Origin of the sequence: Microbacterium sp. Ld4 (assembly GCF_045066555.1) — a bacterium.
Taxonomy (GTDB): domain Bacteria; phylum Actinomycetota; class Actinomycetes; order Actinomycetales; family Microbacteriaceae; genus Microbacterium.
Genome location: NZ_JBISHE010000011.1, coordinates 262638 through 278706 on the forward strand (window position 1 = coordinate 262638; position 16069 = coordinate 278706).

At 70.4% G+C, this 16069-nt stretch carries 14 protein-coding genes; 7 read left to right on the forward strand and 7 right to left on the reverse strand.

Features of this window, described 5'->3' with window-relative positions; translation table 11 throughout:
• Entirely contained in the window at positions 1 to 741 is a 741-nt protein-coding gene (gene rph / locus ACJJV7_RS08670) for a ribonuclease PH (RefSeq protein ID WP_405375635.1), read from the reverse strand.
• Complete coding sequence (gene murI, locus ACJJV7_RS08675; RefSeq protein WP_405375633.1) at positions 738 to 1565, reverse strand: glutamate racemase; 828 nt, start codon at positions 1563 to 1565, stop codon at positions 738 to 740. Before murI ends, rph begins: the two co-directional genes overlap by 4 nt.
• 39 nt (positions 1566 to 1604) lie before the next feature.
• Here murI and ACJJV7_RS08680 point away from each other — a divergent pair, with 39 nt between their 5' ends.
• A complete protein-coding gene (locus tag ACJJV7_RS08680) occupies positions 1605 to 2933 on the forward strand; it encodes a nicotinate phosphoribosyltransferase (protein WP_405375631.1) in 1329 nt (442 codons plus the stop codon).
• Here the strand turns inward: ACJJV7_RS08680 and ACJJV7_RS08685 are convergent.
• From ACJJV7_RS08685 to ACJJV7_RS08695, 3 genes are read right to left on the reverse strand one after another with little or no spacing between them, the layout of a single operon-like run.
• Positions 2912 to 3178 (reverse strand): DUF3039 domain-containing protein, encoded by a 267-nt coding sequence (locus ACJJV7_RS08685; RefSeq protein WP_405375629.1) that lies wholly within the window; start codon positions 3176 to 3178, stop codon positions 2912 to 2914. The two genes, ACJJV7_RS08680 and ACJJV7_RS08685, sit on opposite strands and share 22 nt — an antisense overlap.
• Before the next feature lie 40 nt (positions 3179 to 3218).
• Positions 3219 to 4772 (reverse strand): hypothetical protein, encoded by a 1554-nt coding sequence (locus tag ACJJV7_RS08690; protein ID WP_405375627.1) that lies wholly within the window; start codon positions 4770 to 4772, stop codon positions 3219 to 3221.
• Positions 4748 to 6619, reverse strand: coding sequence for an ATP-binding cassette domain-containing protein (locus tag ACJJV7_RS08695; RefSeq protein ID WP_405375625.1), 1872 nt, complete (start codon positions 6617 to 6619; stop codon positions 4748 to 4750). Before ACJJV7_RS08695 ends, ACJJV7_RS08690 begins: the two co-directional genes overlap by 25 nt.
• Positions 6620 to 6803: 184 nt before the next feature.
• Between ACJJV7_RS08695 and ACJJV7_RS08700 the strand changes: the two genes are divergently transcribed.
• Genes ACJJV7_RS08700 through ACJJV7_RS08725 form a run of 6 tightly spaced genes read left to right on the forward strand, consistent with a single transcriptional unit; the run spans position 6804 to position 13356 of the window.
• Positions 6804 to 7496 (forward strand): NTP transferase domain-containing protein, encoded by a 693-nt coding sequence (locus ACJJV7_RS08700; protein ID WP_405375623.1) that lies wholly within the window; start codon positions 6804 to 6806, stop codon positions 7494 to 7496.
• 47 nt (positions 7497 to 7543) lie between these two features.
• Positions 7544 to 8401 (forward strand): hypothetical protein, encoded by an 858-nt coding sequence (locus tag ACJJV7_RS08705; protein ID WP_405375621.1) that lies wholly within the window; start codon positions 7544 to 7546, stop codon positions 8399 to 8401.
• 10 nt (positions 8402 to 8411) lie between these two features.
• On the forward strand, positions 8412 to 8630 hold the full coding sequence (locus ACJJV7_RS08710; protein WP_405375619.1) for an SCO4848 family membrane protein: 219 nt from the start codon (positions 8412 to 8414) through the stop codon (positions 8628 to 8630).
• A gap of 29 nt (positions 8631 to 8659) precedes the next feature.
• Positions 8660 to 9799, forward strand: a complete 1140-nt coding sequence (locus ACJJV7_RS08715) for an acyltransferase family protein (RefSeq protein ID WP_405375617.1) — start codon at positions 8660 to 8662, stop codon at positions 9797 to 9799.
• A 33-nt stretch (positions 9800 to 9832) separates the two neighbouring features.
• A complete protein-coding gene (locus ACJJV7_RS08720; RefSeq protein ID WP_405375616.1) occupies positions 9833 to 12301 on the forward strand; it encodes a CDP-glycerol glycerophosphotransferase family protein in 2469 nt (822 codons plus the stop codon).
• Between the two features lie 47 nt (positions 12302 to 12348).
• A complete protein-coding gene (locus ACJJV7_RS08725; RefSeq protein WP_405376199.1) occupies positions 12349 to 13356 on the forward strand; it encodes a glycosyltransferase family 2 protein in 1008 nt (335 codons plus the stop codon).
• Between the two features lie 21 nt (positions 13357 to 13377).
• On the opposite strand, the gene ACJJV7_RS08730 is transcribed toward ACJJV7_RS08725, so the two are convergent.
• Together ACJJV7_RS08730 and ACJJV7_RS08735 are read right to left on the reverse strand one after the other, a co-directional pair.
• A complete protein-coding gene (locus ACJJV7_RS08730) occupies positions 13378 to 14826 on the reverse strand; it encodes a CDP-glycerol glycerophosphotransferase family protein (protein ID WP_405375614.1) in 1449 nt (482 codons plus the stop codon).
• A complete protein-coding gene (locus ACJJV7_RS08735; protein WP_405375612.1) occupies positions 14823 to 16067 on the reverse strand; it encodes a CDP-glycerol glycerophosphotransferase family protein in 1245 nt (414 codons plus the stop codon). Before ACJJV7_RS08735 ends, ACJJV7_RS08730 begins: the two co-directional genes overlap by 4 nt.
• Positions 16068 to 16069 lie beyond the last annotated feature (2 nt).

Genomic DNA, 16069 nt, shown 5'->3' on the forward strand with positions numbered 1-16069 from the left:
TCAGCGCTCCGCCGCGAGCACGCTCGCCTGCTCGTCGCGCAGGGTGGCGCAGCCGGCGACCCCGAGTTCGAGCAGGGCATCGAGCTCGCGCTTGTCGAAGGGCGCGCCCTCCGCGGTGCCCTGCACTTCGACGAACAGCCCACGGCCGGTCACGACGACGTTCATGTCCGTCTCGGCGCGCACGTCCTCGACGTAGGCGAGGTCGAGCATCGGCTCACCGTCGATGATGCCGACGGAGATCGCCGCGACCGAGTCGATGAGCGCCGTGGCGTTCTTGGCGACGAAGCCCTTCGAGCGTCCCCATTCGATCGCGTCGACGAGGGCGACGTACGCCCCGGTGATCGCGGCGGTCCGCGTGCCGCCGTCGGCCTGCAGGACGTCGCAGTCGATGACGATCGTGTTCTCGCCCAGCGCCTTCGTGTCGACGACCGAACGGAGAGCGCGCCCGATCAGCCGTGAGATCTCGTGCGTGCGGCCGCCGACCTTGCCCTTGATGGATTCGCGGTCGTTGCGCGAGTTGGTCGCGCGCGGGAGCATCGCGTACTCGGCCGTGACCCACCCCTTGCCCTTGCCGGTCAGCCAGCGCGGCACACCGTTGGTGAACGACGCGGTACAGAGCACCTTCGTGTCGCCGAACGAGATGAGAGCCGACCCCTCGGCATGGGCGCTCCAGCCCCGCTCGATCACGACGGGGCGCAGCTGGTCGACGGTACGGCCGTCGGCACGGGTGGTCTCGGTCATGGGGTTCCCTTCGGTAGGTCGATCGCTCCGGTCTGCACGAGCCGGACGGTGCTCACTCCGCGGCCCATGAGCCGGTCGGCGAGCTGCAGGAAGTCTTCGGCGGAGTCGCCGGTCGCTTCGTAGACATGTGTGGGTTCGGCTCCGGCTCCGGCGAGCAGGTCGCGGGAGACGAGCTGGCGGTAGACGTCCTTCGCCGTCTCGGTGTCGCTCGACACGAGCGACACGTCCGGGCCCATGACGTAGCTGATCGCGCCCTCGAGGAACGGATAGTGCGTGCATCCGAGGACGACGGTGTCGACGCCGGCGTGGCGGAGCGGGGCGAGGTAGTCCTCGGCCACGCGGAGCACATCGGGCGTGTCGGTCACGCCCGCCTCCACGAAGTCGACGAAGCGCGGGCAGGCCTGCGCGAACACGCTGAGTCGTTCGTTCACGCCCAGCATGTCCTGGTAGACGCCCGAGCTGATCGTCCCCTCGGTGCCGATCACGCCGATCCGGCCGTTGCGTGTGGTCGAGATGGCCGTCCGGACCGCGGGGCCGATGACCTCCACCACCGGGACGTCGTAGCGTTCGCGAGCATCGCGCAGAAGCGCAGCGGATGCCGTGTTGCACGCGATCACGAGCATCTTCACGCCCTCCTCGACGAGAGTGTCGAGGACCTCCAGCCCGAAGCGTCGGACGTCCGCGATGGGCTTCGGACCGTAGGGCGAGTGCGCCGTGTCGCCGATGTAGAGGAGGGATTCCCGGGGAAGCAGCTGCGAGACCGCTCGCGCGACGGTGAGACCGCCGACCCCGGAGTCGAAGATCCCGATCGGTGCATCCGTCACGGTCGACCAGCCTACCCGCGCGCTGGATAGAGTGACCGCATGAGCACCTCCACGGCGCTGTTGACCGACCGCTACGAGCTCACGATGCTCGATGCGGCCCTCCGCGACGGAACCGCCTCGCGGCGCTGCGTCTTCGAGCTCTTCGGGCGGAGGCTCCCCGGTGGCCGGCGATTCGGCGTCGTCGCGGGCACGGGCCGCCTCCTGGCGCTGATCCGCGACTTCCGCTTCGACGACGCCGAGCTCGCCTACCTCCGCGATCACCGCATCGTCAGCGCCGAGACCGTGCGCTACCTCGAGGACTACCGTTTCACCGGCACCGTGACCGGCTACCGCGAGGGCGAGCTGTACTTCCCCGGGTCTCCCCTCCTCACGGTCGAAGGCACCTTCGCCGAAGCAGTGATCCTCGAGACCCTCGCGCTGAGCGTCCTCAACCACGACTCTGCGGTCGCCACGGCCGCCGCCCGCATGAGCATCGCCGCGGGCGACCGCCCTCTCGCCGAGATGGGCTCGCGGCGTGCCGCCGAGCGGTCTGCCGTCGCCGCCGCCCGTGCCGCCTACATCGCCGGGTTCTCCGCGACCAGCAACCTCGAAGCCGGACGCGCCTGGGGAGTGCCGACGATGGGCACGGCCGCGCACGCGTGGACGCTCCTGCACGACACCGAGGAGGAGGCGTTCCGCAGCCAGATCTCCTCCCTCGGCACCGCGACGACCCTTCTCGTCGACACCTACGACATCCGGCAGGGCGTCGCGACCGCCGTCGCCGTCGCCGGCACGGGGCTCGGGGGCGTACGCATCGACTCGGGCGATCTGCCGACCGTCGCCGCCTCGGTGCGCGCGCAGCTCGATGAGCTCGGCGCCACCGGCACGAGCATCACGGTCACGAGCGACCTCGACGAATACGCGATCGCGGCCCTCGCCGCATCGCCGGTCGACTCCTACGGCGTCGGCACGTCCGTCGTCACCGGCTCGGGATCACCCACCGCCGGAATGGTCTACAAGCTGGTCGCACGCCAGGGCGCCGACGGCGGGTGGGTCCCCGTGGCCAAAGCGTCCACCTCGAAGGCGTCGATCGGAGGCCGGAAGGCCGCTTTCCGCACCCGCGACGACGGCGTTGCCACGAGCGAGCTCATCGTCGTCGCAGACGGCTTCGAGGTGCTGCCCGCCCCGTCCCAGCATCCCGATGCGCGCGCACTGCAGGTCACGCTGATCAGCGCCGGAGAATCGGATGCCGCCCACGAGGGCGCCCGCGGCGTCGACGCCGCGCGAACGCACCATCTCCGGGTTCGGGAGGAGTTGCCCGTGGCGGCGCTGGCGCTCAGCCGCGCGGACCCGGCCCTGCCGACCGTCTACGACGTCATCGACGCGTAGATCTCCTTGCACGTGGGGCAGACCGGGAACTTCTCCGGGTCGCGACCGGGAGTCCACTTCTTTCCGCACAGGGCGCGCACGGGCTTGCCCGTCAGCGCCGACTCGAGGATCTTGTCCTTCTTGACGTAGTGGGAGAACCGCTCGTGGTCGCCCGGTTCGATGCTCTCCTCGCGGATGAGCTCTTCGAGCTCGCGGTCGAGGGTGGCGAGGCCGCCCTGGTCGGGACTGTCGATCGGCGTACTCATGACCCTGAGTGTACCGGCGGACCCCCTCCCCGGGGTCTGGTCACATCGTTTCGGCGAACTCCATGATCCGGCTCGTCCGGCGGTCGAAGACGAGCCCGCCGACGACGAGGCCGCCGACGACCATCACGCCGCCGACGATGATGCCGCCCCAGAAAGACGTCCATGCGTAGCCGGGGTCGCTGGTCAGGGTCAGCCACCCCCACCACAGCGCGGGAGCGCTCACGACGATCGCCCCCAGGAGGACGGCCGCCTGCGTCATTCCACCGCCGGTGCGCTGGGGCTGTTCGAAGGGTCCGTCACCCGGTCGCGACACCGGATACGGAGCGAGCGCCGACGAGATCGAGCTGAGCCCGAGACCGCCGCCGAACAGGCTCGCGCACACGCCGACGAGGGCGGGGAGGACCGCCCAGCGATCATGGACCCAGACCGAGACCGTGATGGCGAGAGCGAGCAGCGGGACGGCGATGAGGAGAACGGGCACGAGCCGGCCGAGGCGATCGGCGATCCCACGCACTCCGGCAGCCAGGTGGAGCCAGATCCCCGTCGAGTCGTAGGCGAGGTCGTTGTGCGCGAGCCACCCGAAGAAGAGCGCCATCAGCGGCGCCGGGATCAGCGCGACGGTCTGCACGGGCACGCCGACGACGAGAAGCGGGGCCACCGCGAGGATCGACACGATCGGGACCACGATGATGTTGGCGAGGTGCCGGGGATCCGCGAACCAGTAGATCAGGCTGCGGGCGGCGATCGCACCGCCGGGCACTCCGGGCATGACGGCGAACCATCCGAGCCCGCGGCGCTCCCGGACGGGGACGGGACGCTCGGTCTGCGTCAGCATCCGGCGGACGAGGAGAAGCCACAGGCCCGCCAGCGCGCCGATCGTGAGAAGGGCGACGAGGATGGATGCCGCCAACGCCCCTCCCTCGCGGAGCCCGACGGCCCACGAGGCTCCCAGCGGGGTGATCGCGAGCACGTCCGCCGCCTCGACGAGCGGGGACGGGAGCCCCGCCGACCAGTCGAGCGATACGGTGAAGACGACGACGGGCACGATCAGGACGGCCGCAGCCACCACCATCAGTCCGGTGAGCTGAGGCGTTCGCCGATCGCGCAGCACGAGGGCGCCGATCGCCATCGCGCACCGCGCCGCGAGGATCGCGGTGACGGTACCGAGGAGAACGGAGACGACCGCGAGCACGATCCCCGCCCCGCGCGCCGTCCACGCCGTCGCCAGAGCCGCGCCGACAGCGATGACCGCGAGCACCGGGACGCTGACGACCGAGCCCACGAGGGTCGCGCCCGCCACCTGGCGCACGCTCCCCCCGAGCACGGCGAACCGCCGGGGATCGAGCGGATCCTCCGCACCGGTGAACACGGGGAGCAGGGCGAAGCCGAGGATGATGATGGAGCCTGCCACGACCGAGAGAGCGGTGGCGTTCTCGGCAGGCGCCTCGCCGAGCCGGACGATCGCGGTGCAGACGGCGACCACGGCCACCGCCAGCACGATCCCGGCGAGCACGCGTCGGACGAGCACGCCCGGTCGTGCCCGCAGCGAGCCGGCCAGCAGCGCGAGCCTCAGTCGGAGTACGTGTGCAACCACTCCAGGCCCTCCACGTCGGTGACCCCACCCGAGAGCTGGACGAAGCGCTCCGCGAGCGTGTGGTCTCCGCGGACCTCGTCGACGGTCCCTCGGGCGAGCACCTGGCCGGATACGATCACCGCGACGCCGTCGCACACCCGCTCGACGAGGTCCATGCCATGACTCGACAGCACGACCGTTCCGCCCGCCGCCACGTAGGCGGTGAGGATGTCGAGGATGACGGAGCTCGACACCGGGTCGACCGCTTCGAACGGCTCATCGAGCACCAGCAGACGCGGCGCATGGATCATCGCGCCGGCGAGCATGATCTTCTTGATCATGCCGGCCGAGTAGTCCGACACCGGTCGCCCGAGCGCCGATGTGAGGTCGAAAGCGCGAGCGAGGTCGGCCGTGCGCTCGGCGACCACCGCGGGTCGAAGTCCTCGCAGGACGCCGTAGTAGTGGAGCAGCTGGCGGCCGGTCAGCCTGTCGAACGTCCGGAGGCGGTCGGGAAGGACGCCCATCTGCGCCTTGGCGCCGCTCGGGTCACGAAGCAGGTCGACGCCCGCCACCTCGATGCGCCCGGCGTCGGGGCGGAGGAGGCCGGCGATCATCGACAGTGTCGTGGTCTTGCCTGCGCCGTTGGGCCCCACGAGACCATAGAAGCTGCCCGCGGGGATCTCGAGGTCCAGATCGTCGACGGCACGGGTTCGGCCGAATGACTTCGTCACGCCCGTGAGCCGGAGGGCCGGCGCATCCCCGGGCGTCGCAACGGGCGCCTGCGTCTCCGAGAGCGACTCGGCGTCGCCGACCTCTTCGACCGCGGCATGACCGGTTTCGGGCTCGTCGATCCCGTCGGTCTGCGTCTCGGCTGTCGGCTCCGCGGAGACCTCGGGGTCGGCTTCGACCTCGGGTTCGGTTTCGACCTCGGGTCCAGGTTCGACCTCGAGTTCCGGTCCGGCCTCGGGGTCGGCTTCGACCTCGAGTTCAGGTCCGACCTCGAGTTCAGGTCCGACCTCGGGGTCGGCTTCGACCTCGGGTTCGGGTTCGGCCACCGGCTCCGCTTCGACCACGAGTTCGGGTTCGACCTCCGGCTGCGGTTCGGCCACCTGCTCGTCGTCGACCATGTCGTGATCGATGCCGTCCGCCTCCGGCGCGGCTGGAGAAGAGTCGGCCTCGGCGGGCATCGCGGTCTCCGCGAGCGCAAGGCTGTCGGCGCCATGTGCCGTCTCGGTATCGAACGGCTCGGGCGGGGCGGGCACCGTGACGAGGCCCCACTCGGTCAGCAGATCCGTGGCGGTGTCGTGTTGCTCGTCTTCAGCGTCGGCGGGCTCGGAGTCGTCGCCCGGCACGTCGAGTACCCGTGTGGCAGGCGACGCGTCCACGACCGCAATGACGTGCGTCTCATCGGACACCATCGGCACCGGGGTTCCCGGGTCGACAGGGATGTCGGCGTCTGCGGGATTCTCGGCGTCTGTCGGCGGCTCGTTCTCGGCAGGCAACTCGATGACGCCCGCACCCTCGGGTGCTCGCGTCTCGCCGCCGTGACTGGCGATGGCCGCCGGCAGCTCGGGCCCCGGCGGCGGGGGCGTTTCGACCGGTACCTGCGTGGTTTCCGCCGCTCGCGCTTTCCGCGCTCTGGCCTTCTTCGCCGATCCGACCTTCGTGCCGGGCGTGCGGGCAGGAGAACCGCCGGGCTCGCGGGATGCGTCGGCCGGGACACGGTCCGCATCGACCGCTGCGGCGCGTGCGCGCTCGGCGGCGGCGACCGCTGCCGAGACCGCCGGGGGCGGCGGGGGCAGGAAGACGGCAGCAGCATCCGGTGTCGAATCCGGACCCCGCTCTGGCCGTGGCGGCAAGGCAGTCACCCTCCAAACCTAGCAAGGCGAATCGGGGCTCACCGGCGAACACCCCCCGGTCCGTCGCGCATCACGAATGCACAACGTCGTGGCCGACCTCGGCGGGTTTTCAGGTCTTCTCGGTAGTGTGGAAGACGGCACGAAGATGTGTCCGTCCTATGAACGGAAAGTGTCCACTCGTCAGGAGTTCCCCGTGACCACCCAGATCGTCATCCTCGCCGCCGGAATGGGCTCGCGCCTCGGGCGCAGTCTTCCCAAGCCGCTGACGGTCCTCAGCGACGGTCGCAGCATCATGGGGCAGCAGCACGACAACATCCGTGCCGCGTTCGGCACCGCCGCGAAGATCACCACGGTCGTCGGCTACCGCGCCGAGACCGTCGTCGACGCGTTCCCCGACGTCAACTACGTCTACAACGACCGTTACGACCAGACGAACACCTCCAAGAGCCTCCTTCGCGCCCTGTCGGCGACCGGCAAGGGCGGTGTGCTCTGGATGAACGGCGACGTCGTCTTCGACCCCCGCGTGCTCGGACGCGCCCTGGCACTGGTCGAGGCGGGTCAGTCCTTCGTCACGGTCAACACGGCCAAGGTCAGCGACGAAGAGGTGAAGTACACGGTCGACGCGACCGGCAACATCGCCGAGCTCTCGAAGACGGTCGTCGGCGGCCTCGGCGAGGCGGTCGGCATCAACTTCATCTCCCGCGAGGACAAGCCCGCCCTGATCGCCCAGCTCGCCCGTGTCGGCGACCAGGACTACTTCGAACGCGGGCTCGAGCTCGCCATCGCCGAGAACGGGATCAAGATCACCCCGCTCGACATCTCCGACCTCTACGCGGTCGAGGTCGACTTCGCCGAAGACCTCGAGCGGGCCAACCTCTACGTCTGAGTCCGCTCAGGCCGCGTCCAGCGCCGGCTCCTAGCATCGGTGCTGATATGACCGACGTTCCTCGCATCCACTCCCTTCCCGTCGACGCACCGTGGGAGGGCGGCTTGCCACCTGAAGGCTCTCCGGAGCACCCGCGGCTGATCCGTGCTCTCGACCGCGTGCTGGCCGTTCAGCGGCCCATCGTGCTCGCGCACCTGCGCAGCATCCGCCTCCGGCACCCGGATGCCTCTCCGGCGGAGATCGCGCGCATCCTCGACCGCCGCTACCTCGCCGCGGTGACCGCGGGCGGGGCGGCTGTCGGAGCGACGGCGGTGGTCCCCGGAATCGGAACCGGCATCACGCTCGCCCTCGGCGGCGTCGAGACGCTCGGCTTCCTCGATGCGACCGCCCTGTACGCGCAGTCGTTGGCCGAGTTGCACGGCATCCGCGTGGAGAACCCTGATCGTGCGCGTGCACTCGTGCTGACGCTGATGGTCGGGAAGGAAGGTGTTGACCTCGTGTCGCAGTTCGCGCGGCAGGTGAGCGGAAACGGACCGACGCGCGACAAGTACTGGGGCAATCTCGTCACCTCGGCGCTCCCCCGAGCCGTGATGGGGCCGCTGGTCGACCGCCTGAAGACGGCGTTCATGCGCAGATTCGTCGCTCAGGGCGGCGCGTCCATCGTCGGAAAGGCACTCCCGTTCGGTGTGGGTGCCGTCATCGGCGGAACCGGCAACCACATCCTCGGTCGCCGGGTCGTGACCAACGCCCATCGTGCCTTCGGCCCCGCGCCCGCGTTCTACCCGACCGAACTCGAGCCCGCCCCGGGCACCCTGCCTCTCGAGAAGGGCGCGGTGCGGGGCGTCCGCCGGGCGCTCCGGCGAGGCGAGCGCAAGGGGTCGGGAGAAGATCAGCTCGGCCAGTAGTGTCGTCGGCGTGACTCTTCTCGCCGTCCTCCTGTTCGTGAACGCCGCCTTCACGGTCATCGTCTGGCCGACATTCTTCCGCCGCGTCGTCCGTGACCCGCGGGCGCGAGACGCGTCGGGCCGCCCGACCCCCTTCCTCACGGTGCACACGATCCTGTTCGCCGTGGCTCTCGCCATCGCCCTGGCCTCCGTGATCGCGGGCATCGCCGGGCTGACCGGCGCGATCTGAGCCGGCCACCCCTTTACCGAAACGGCCTCGTGACCACTCCCCCTCCCCCTCCCGACGGGCGCATCCGCAGCCTCGACGGACTGCGCGGCGTCGCCGCGCTCGTCGTCGTCCTCCACCACTGGCTCTTGATCGCGCGACCGCTGCTGGAGGGGACGGTCGGGTGGGACGTCATCTCCCAGTCACCGGTGAAGCTGCTCACCGCGGGCAACGAGGCCGTGCTCGTCTTCTTCGTCCTGTCGGGCCTCGTGGTCGTCCTCCCGGTGTTCAAGGAGGGCTTCTCGTGGATGGGATTCCTCTCCGCCCGCGTCGTCCGCCTCTATGGGCCTGTGATCGCCGCGCTGCTGCTCAGCACCCTCCTCATCTACCTGGTGCCGCGCGACCGGTCGACGATGCCCGAGGGCTCCTGGATGGCGGAGACCCACGCCGAATCGGTGACCTGGTCGAGCTTCTTCTCGCAGGCGTCTCTCGTGCCGCGCCAGTACTCGCTCAACAACCCGCTCTGGTCGCTCCACTGGGAGCTGCTCTACTCGATCGTCATGCCGCTCGCGGTGGCGCTCGCCCTGCTCATCCGGCGCTGGGCCCTGATCGCCGTCGCCCTTTGCTGCGCGCTGAGCTTCGCCGGCCGCATCTTCGAGCAGAGCGAGCTGCTGTACTTCCCGATCTTCTTCATCGGCACGATCATGGCCGCGCGGATGCCGGATCTGCTGGCCTGGGTGCAGCGGCCGCGTTCGCGCTGGTTCATGCCGACCTTCGCGGTCGCGTCCGTCGTCCTGCTCATCGCGAGCTGGCTGGCTCGTCCGATCGCGCCGAGTGGCAGCGAGCTGAGCCACGCGCTCTGGGCTCTCGCGGCTCCGGGCGCCGCCGGGGTTGTCCTCGTGAGCCTCGCCTGGGGGCCGGTCGTCAGACTGTTCGAGACGAAGGTCGTCCAGTGGTTCGGGAAGATCTCGTTCAGCCTGTACCTCGTGCACGTGCCCGTGCTCGCGACCCTCGCCTTCGCGATCGGCGCCGATCAGTACCTGCTCGTCGGTGCGATCGGCATCCCGCTCTCGATCCTCATCGCCTGGGCGTTCTATCAGGGCGTCGAGGCTAGGATTCATCGGATGGCGCGTCGCGTTCACCGCTCGGTTGCGGCACGCGCCCGCCGCCGCGCCGGTGAAGTCGCGCCCTGATCAACCGAGAACGAGAGCACAGCACACAGACCCATGCGTTCCTTCCTGCCCCCGGCCCTCCTCAAGAGCGTCGCACGTGCGAAGCGGATGCTGGTCTCCGAGCAGATCGCGCTCGCCCGCGCGCTGCCCCTGCGCCCCCGCAGTGTGGTGTACGAGTCCTTCGCGGGCAACGGCGCGCTCTGCAACCCCGAGGCCATCTTCCGCCGGCTGCTCGACGATCCCGAGTTCGCCGACCTCACACACATCTGGGCGATCAGCGACGCCGAGACGGCGCGGGCGCTCCGAGCCGAGTTCCAGGATCGTCCGAACGTCCGGGTCGTGGCGCGCGGCAGCGCCCGTTACTGGCGCGCGATGTCCACGGCCGGCTATCTGATCAACAACGCGACCTTCCCGCCGGCATTCGGCAAACGGACGGGCCAGATCTACCTGAACACCTGGCACGGCACCCCGCTCAAGCTCATGGGAGCGGACATGCCCGGAGGTGCGCGCGAATCGGCGAACACCCTTCGCAACCTCCTCGCCGCCGACTACCTCCTCTCCGCCAACCGCTTCATGACGGAGGTCATGTACGAGGGCGCCTACCAGCTGTCGAACGTCTACCGCGGCACGATCATCGAGGAGGGATACCCGCGCATCGATCGTCAGCGACTCGGTGCTGAGGAGCGGGCCTCCGTCCGGGCGCGGATCCAGTCCCATCTCGGCATCGAGCGGATGCCGGAGCGCCTCGTCGTCTTCGCGCCCACATGGCGCGGGTCGTCCTTCCAGTCCCCCGACGCCGATCTGGCCCACCTCGCCGAGCAGGCCGTGAGCCTCCAGGAGTCCCTCGGCGATGACACCGTCGTCCTCGTCAAGACGCACCAGGTCGTCCACACGCTGGCGAAGCGGATACCGTCCCTCCGCCGGATGCTGATCCCCAACAGCATCCCGACCAATGTGACCCTCGGCGTCGCAGACGCCCTCGTCACCGACTACTCGTCGATCTTCTTCGACTACCTCGCGACGGGTGCGCCGATCGGCTTCCTCGTACCCGACCGCGACGACTACGCCGCCGAACGCGGAACGTACCTGCCGCTGAACGCGCTCCCCGGACCGGTGCACACCGACGCGAGCGCACTGGGGCGCGATCTCCGCGAGCTGATGCAGGCGGGCGCGCCGCAGCATCCTCGATACGGCGAATGGGCGAGCCGGTTCACCCCCCACGAGGACGGGCATGCCGCCGACCGCGTGATCGATGTCGTGTTCCGCGGACGCCGCGACGGGCTCCGCGCGGCACCCGCCGCACGCGACGAGCGAACGCGCGTGCTGTTCTACATCGGCGGGAACCGTCTCAACGGGATCACCACCTCAGCGGTGAACCTGCTGAACTCGCTCGACCCGGAGCGCTACGACGTGACCGCGCTCATGGCGATGCCGCGGGGCGCGACGACGCGCGCCAACCAGGAGCGGCTCGCGCCCAGCATCCGCCAGGTGTTCCGCCTCGGGGGCATGAACGGCCTGAAGGGGCGTCAGGTCCTCCGCCGCGTCGCTGATGCGAGCACGGATCCCCTCCGCGCGCATCGCCGACTCGGACACCGGAACCTGTGGAAGGACGAGTGGGTCCGCATCTTCGGCTCCGCCGAGTTCGACTGGGTCGCCGACTTCAGCGGCTACAGCCCGTTCTGGACGCATCTCATGCTGCACTCGCCGCCCGCCGTGCGCGCGATCTGGCTCCACAACGAGATGGCCGCAGACCGCGAACGCACCGTCGGTGGACGCAAGCCGTTCCTCCGCCCGCTCGGCCGTGTCTTCGCGATGTATCGGGCCTACGACCAACTCGTGTCGGTGTCACCGTCGCTGACCGCGCTCAACCGGGCGGAGCTGGCGGAGTACGCGCCGGCCGAGAAGTTCCGGACCCTCCGCAACCTTCCCGACATCATCGGATCGCGTGAGGGGGCCGACGTCGACGACGGCCCCGAACCCTGGCGGGCCGCCCTCGCCACGCCGGGAGTGCGCCGCTTCGTGACGGTGGGCCGGCTCTCCCCCGAGAAGAACCACGCGCGCCTCATCAGGGCCTTCGCCGCCGTCGCCGGCACCGAGCCCGACGCGCAGCTGTTCATCGTCGGCGGAGGGCCGCTCGCCGTCGACCTTCGGGCGCAGATCGACGACGCGGGACTGACCGATCGGGTCTTCCTCACCGGGCCCCAGCATGACCCCGTCGCCATCATGAGCGCCTGCGACTGCTTCGTGCTCTCGAGCGACTACGAAGGTCAGCCCATGGTCCTCATCGAGGCCGCTCAGCTCGGGCTTCCGATCGTGTCGACGGCATTCGGATCCGCTGAAGGGGCGCTTCCGGGCGATTCGATGCTCATCGTCGACCGTGACGACGACGCGCTCGCGTATGGAATGCGCGCGTTCATCGCGGGCGAGGTGCCTCCCTCCCATCTCGACGTCGCCGGGTACACGCGGGACGTGCTCCAGAGCTTCGACCAGCTCGTCGCCGACAGCCGCAGGGCGTCGGCGTGACTCGGACCCTCCCGCCACTGGCCGCGGACGTAGGCGTCTCCTTCGTGATGCCCGTGCTGAACGAGCGCGCCTACCTCGAGCGTGCCGTCGAGACCGTCCTCGCACAGGAGATCGACGGCCCCACCGAGCTCATCCTGGCCCTCGGCCCCTCTCGCGACGGCACGACGGAGCTCGCCACGCACCTGGCATCGGAAGATCCTCGGATCACGATCGTGCACAACCCCGAGGCGGACATCCCGATCGGCCTCAACCGCGCCATCCGTGCCGCCCGCCACGACGTCATCGTCCGCGTCGATGCGCACTCCGAGCTCACCGCCGGGTACGCCCGACGCGCGCTCGAGACCCTTCGTCGCGTCGGCGCCGCGAACGTCGGCGGCGTGATGCATGCGGACGGGCGCACCCCCTTCCAGGCTGCCGTCGCTCACGCCTACAACTCCCGCCTCGGCCTCGGGGGCGGCGCGTACCACAGCGGCGGTGAGGAGGGACCTGCGGAGTCGGCATATCTGGGCGTCATGCGCAAGGAGATCCTCGAGGAGGTCGGTCTCTTCGATGAGTCGATCCGGCGCGGCGAGGACTGGGAGCTCAATCTCCGTCTTCGCGCGGCAGGTCACCTCGTCTGGTTCGACCCGGCGCTCTCGGTGACCTACTGGCCGCGCGACAGCTGGACTCGCCTCGTGCGGCAGTTCACCGCGACCGGCACCTGGCGGGGCGAGCTGGTGCGCCGGTTCGGTCGTCGCAACTCCGTACGGTTCTTCGCGCCGCCCGCCCTCGTCGCGGCGACCGCGTCCAGCATCATCGTCGCCGGCCTGCAGGCGACCGGTGTGCTGACGGGCCGCCGCGCCTCGATCTTCCACCTTCCGATCGCCCTCTACGTCGCTCTGGTCGCGGCGGCCGGCACCCGCGCCGGCGGGCCAGCACGCCAGCGCGCCTGGTACCTCGCCGTCGTGCCGTCGATGCACCTCGCCTGGGGTGCGGGGTTCCTCCGCGGCATCCTTCGCGGAGCGTCGAAGACGATCGACACGTCGCGGCTCGACCGCAACACGCCTCTCCCCTGATCAGGTCCGGCGAGCCCGCCGTCACCCCCGGTCGAGGAATCCCTGATCGAAGATCCGCGCGACCACACGTTCAGCGGCGTGGCCGTCGTCGCGCGCGTTGAACCTCGCCCGCCAGGCGTCGTAGCGCTCCGCGAAGCGCGCTGCGGTGCCCGGGTCGAGGATCGCCTCGGTGAGCTCCTCCTGCGTCGAGACCAGCGGCCCCGGGGCGCGTTCGACGAGGTCGAAGTAGAACCCACGCAACTCGCCGCGGTAGTGCTCGAGATCGGGCACCAGGAAGTACAGCGGACGACCCGTCACGGTGAAGTCGAACATGACGGAGGAGTAGTCGGTCACGACCGCGTCGGCGACGAGGAGCAGGTCGGCGATGTCCGGGTAGGTCGTCACGTCGATGACCCGCTCTCCGACGGTGTCGGAGCCGGGGAGCAGCGTGCGGGAGTGTCCGCGGACGAGGACGACGGCTCCGGTGTCGGACGCGAGCCGTTCCAGGTCGACGAAGTCGACGAGGCTCTCCCGGTCGTCACGCCATGTCGGCGCGTACAGGATCACGTGATCGCCGTCGTCGAGACCGAGGGCGGCGCGCACGGGGGCCGGGTCAGCGCTCCGCAGGGAGTCGTTGCGGGGGTAGCCCTCGACCCACACGGGCTTCCGGAAGAAGCCGTACGCCTTCGCGAGGACGCCGGCCGCATAGGGGTTCTGCGCCAGCAGGACATCCCACCGGCGGCTCTCGCGAAGGACGGCGAGGACGCGTCGAGGATCGAATCCGGCGCGGTGGAGGGCGAGTCTCTTCAGCGGGGTGCCGTGCCAGGTCTGGAGGACCCGCTGACCCGGCCGCCGGGTGAACCGGTGTCGCAGCCAGTCGTTGACGATGAGGAGCCTCGATGTCGCCCGTGCGCGCCACCATTCCGGGCTGCCCTCCACGACAGCCACGGCGCCGTCGGGGATGGTGACGGAGAGGTCCGCGACGCTCCAGTAGCGGGTCACCTCGGGCGCGACCCGGGCGAGAGCCGCATCGAGTGCGCGCGGGTTGCAGCTCGCGTTACGGCCGTAGAAGCTCTCGAAGAACACAGCGTTCGTCACCCGTTCGGACGATCGGGCGTATTCCCGCTCCCGGTCGCGACGCCCGGCAGCGCTCCGGGCGGCGTCGTCGAGCGGAGCGGATGCCACCACGCGCCCGTCCACCACCGCGACCGCGAGCGACCCGACGACCGTGCGCGGCAGGTCCGCCAGGTCGCTGACGGCGAGACCGTCGACGGCGAGGACATACTCCCCCGACGGCAGGGGCGCTGCGGGCGCCCCCCAGCGCGACACGGTGAGCGGCACCGTCGCCCGCCACCCGCCGCCGTGCGGTTCGATGACCGCGCGGACGCGCGCTCGGGCCCCGGTGACGCGGACATCGCCGGGCGCACCACCGTCGCCCTCGAGGACGAGGACGGGGTCGCCCGGGGGATCGGCCAGTCGGGTGCGGATCATGCGTCGAGCCCTTCCCGCACGCGGCGGATCGCCTGATAGACCCGCTCGGCGTTGCGGCCATCCCGGTGACGGTGGACGGCCAGGCTGAGAGACCCCGCCCTGTCCAGCCGTCGCTGGTTCTCGAACGGGTCCGCCAGGAGCCGCTCGAGCTGGTTCGCCGCCGCGGTCCAATCGGAGGCCACGTCGTCGCCGGCGACATCGCGGTACCGGCCGTAGAAGCCGCGCGAGTCGGCGTAGGCGGCTTCATCGGGGGCGAAGTAGATCACCGGCAGCGGGACGAGCGCGGAATCGTAGGCGAGCGACGAGTAGTCGGTGATCAGCACGTCCACCCCCGGCAGCAGTGGGGTCACCTCGGCCACGAGGTCGCTTCCGAGAGATCGGACGCGATCCGTGTCGGCGGGCGGCGCGTAGCTCCCGGCGCCCAAGGGGTGCGAGCGGATGAGGAGGAGGGCGTCGGCCCGCTCGAGCACCGTGACGATGCCGCGCCACTCCGCGGGAGTCGGCACGCCCGGGTCGGGTTCCCCGTCGCGCCAGGTCGGCGCGTACAGCACGAGACGGGTACCGTCGCCCAGGTGCGCCCCGGTGACCCCGGAGATCGCCTCACGGGCCGTTTGGCGCCGGTGCGCGGCATCCCCCGCGGAGAGCACGTCGACGCGGGGCTCGCCCGTGACAGGCACGCGGTCGTCGCTGAGTCCGAAGGCCGACTCGAGGCGACCGCGAACAAGATGGGATGCCGCCGGGATCAGGCGGATGCGGCGCTGGGTGCGGCGATAGGCGAACCGGAGGAGCGCGGCGAGGCCGGGCACCGGGATCGGCGCGCGGGCCGTGACGGCCGAGTCGAGGCCGATGCGCTTGAGCGGGATGCCATGCCACAGCTGCACGAGGAAGGATCCCGCGGTGCCGTACCGGTTGACGTCACCCGCGCCGTGCGTCACGACGACGACGCCGGCGCGAACCGTCGACCAGAATCCCCGCAGGCTCCGCTTTCGCGCCCATCGGATGCCGCGTGCGGACGCGTCCGCTGCCTCTCGGTCGTTCGCGACGAGCCACACCGATCGTTCTCCGGCTGCGTCGGCCTGCTGCCACAGCGCGAGAGCGCCCTCTCCGATGCCGATCGCACATCCGAAGACCCACAGGTTCGCCGATCGAGGGACGACGCGGGTCACGATCGCGCCGCCGAGGTGCAACGGGAGCCGCAGCAGCTGCGCCCCGTTGCCCGACCCGAACGAGAACGACCCCACCC

Excerpts from the sequence above, each read along its gene's own strand:
- rph (WP_405375635.1), bottom strand. The coding sequence starts at position 741 with ATGACCGAGACCACCCGTGCCGACGGCCGTACCGTCGACCAGCTGCGC.
- ACJJV7_RS08680 (WP_405375631.1), top strand. The coding sequence starts at position 1,605 with ATGAGCACCTCCACGGCGCTGTTGACCGACCGCTACGAGCTCACGATG.
- ACJJV7_RS08685 (WP_405375629.1), bottom strand. The coding sequence starts at position 3,178 with ATGAGTACGCCGATCGACAGTCCCGACCAGGGCGGCCTCGCCACCCTC.
- ACJJV7_RS08705 (WP_405375621.1), top strand. The coding sequence starts at position 7,544 with ATGACCGACGTTCCTCGCATCCACTCCCTTCCCGTCGACGCACCGTGG.
- ACJJV7_RS08720 (WP_405375616.1), top strand. The coding sequence starts at position 9,833 with ATGCGTTCCTTCCTGCCCCCGGCCCTCCTCAAGAGCGTCGCACGTGCG.
- ACJJV7_RS08725 (WP_405376199.1), top strand. The coding sequence starts at position 12,349 with ATGCCCGTGCTGAACGAGCGCGCCTACCTCGAGCGTGCCGTCGAGACC.
- ACJJV7_RS08730 (WP_405375614.1), bottom strand. The coding sequence starts at position 14,826 with ATGATCCGCACCCGACTGGCCGATCCCCCGGGCGACCCCGTCCTCGTC.